Annotated in this window: 1 protein-coding gene and 1 pseudogene; both read left to right on the forward strand. The window is 77.1% G+C overall.

Going from position 1 to position 1,614, the window contains the following annotated elements; translation table 11 throughout:
- Nucleotides 1-485: 485 nt before the first annotated feature.
- Entirely contained in the window at nucleotides 486-1,373 is an 888-nt protein-coding gene (locus E2C05_RS31630; RefSeq protein WP_133223564.1) for a cation diffusion facilitator family transporter, read from the forward strand.
- Nucleotides 1,370-1,614 (forward strand): annotated as a pseudogene (locus E2C05_RS31635) (hypothetical protein); the annotation flags it as partial. The gene E2C05_RS31630 and the pseudogene E2C05_RS31635, both read left to right, overlap by 4 nt.

The following is a 1,614-nucleotide window of genomic DNA, read 5'->3' on the forward strand; positions in this document are numbered from 1 at the left end:
GACCGGCGGCGGATACCGGGCCCTCGGCGCGCCGGCGGCCCGGGGTCGGGCATGGGCGCCGCGCGGCCGTAGCCCGTCCTCCGGGGCGGCGTGATGCGCTGCGGCGATCGGCGCCCGGCGTCGCCGACGCGCCGGGACACTTTGCCAGCGCCGCCGCGGGGCGCCCGGCGGCCACGGCCATGGGCCAGGCGGCGCAGGGGGCCATGCCGGTCCGGGTGTCTCCCCAGGGTCTCCTCCAGGCATCCCTCTGGGGCCGCCCGGTCGCCCGGGTCGCGCCCCGTCGCATCCGCCATGGCCTGCTGTCCAGCCGGGCGAAGGGCGCGGCGCCGCCGCCCCAGCGGGTCGCCGGGGGCGAGGCCGCGCCCTTCGCCGCCTGTTCGCGGCGCCGCGGGGGGTTGCGGCAGCGGCGCCGGCCGGGGCATGAACCCGGCTCTGCCGCCCCGGAGCCCCGCCGCCTTGGCCGCCCTTTCCCCCGCCGCCCCCTGATGCGGCGCGTCCTTCGCTTTGCCGCGGCCAGCGTCGCGATCGCCTGCCTCGTGCTGGCGCTGAAGCTGGGCGCCTGGTGGCTGACCGGCAGCGTCGCCCTGCTGGCGGATGCGCTGGAGAGCGTGGTGAACGTCGCCGCCGCCGCGGCGGCGCTGCTGGCCGTCCGCTTCTCCGCCCTGCCGCCGGATGCCAACCATCCCTACGGGCATGCGAAGGCGGAGTATTTCTCGGCGGTGCTGGAAGGCGCGCTGATCATCGTCGCCGCCCTCGCGATCCTGCACCAGGCCTGGGGGGCCTTCCAGGCGCCGCGGGCGCCGGAGCAGGCGGGCCTCGGCCTGATGGTCTCGGCCGTCGCCACCGGGCTGAATGCCGGCTGGTCCTGGCTGCTGTTCCGGGAGGGGCGGCGGGCCCGGTCGCCGGCGCTGCTGGCGGATGCGCGGCACCTGCTGTCGGATGTCGTCACCTCGGGCGGCGTCCTGCTCGGCGTCGGCGCGGTGGCGCTGACCGGGATCCTCTGGCTCGATCCGCTGTTGGCGGCGCTGACGGCGGTGAACATCCTCTGGTCCGGCAGCAAGCTGATGCGCGAATCGGTCGGCGGCCTGATGGACGAGGCAGTGGAGCCCGGCCTGCTGTCGCGCATCCGCGGCGCCGTCTCCACCACCGCCGAGGGCGCGATCGAGGCGCATGACCTGCGCACCCGCCATGCCGGGCGGCTGACCTTCATCGAGTTCCACCTGGTGGTGCCCGGCAGCATGACGGTGGACCAGGCGCATGCGATCTGCGACCGGATCGAGGCCGCGCTGAAGGCCGAGATCGAGGGCGCGACCATCACCATCCATGTGGAGCCGGAGGGCAAGGCCAAGCACCACGGCGTGCTGGTGCTGTGACCCGGGGGGCGGCCGGGCGGCGGGCGGCGACGTCGGCGCGACGGCCGGCCTGGTGGGCGCCAGCGCTCTCCCTGGCCCTGCATGCCGCCGCGCTGGCGGCGGTGCTGCTGCTGCTGGACCGCGCCCCGCCTCCCTCGCCCGGGGATGCGCCGGCCATGGCCATGGTCTTCGATTCGGCGCCCGAGGAGGTGGATTCCGAGGCGGCGCCGGCCGCCGGCGGCCCGGTGCCGCCGCCCTCCGC

This window comes from Paracraurococcus ruber (genome assembly GCF_004353985.1).
GTDB lineage: Bacteria > Pseudomonadota > Alphaproteobacteria > Acetobacterales > Acetobacteraceae > Paracraurococcus > Paracraurococcus ruber.

Bases quoted from the DNA above. Each gene is read 5' to 3' on its own strand.
- E2C05_RS31630 (WP_133223564.1), top strand. From the start codon at position 486: ATGCGGCGCGTCCTTCGCTTTGCCGCGGCCAGCGTCGCGATCGCCTGC.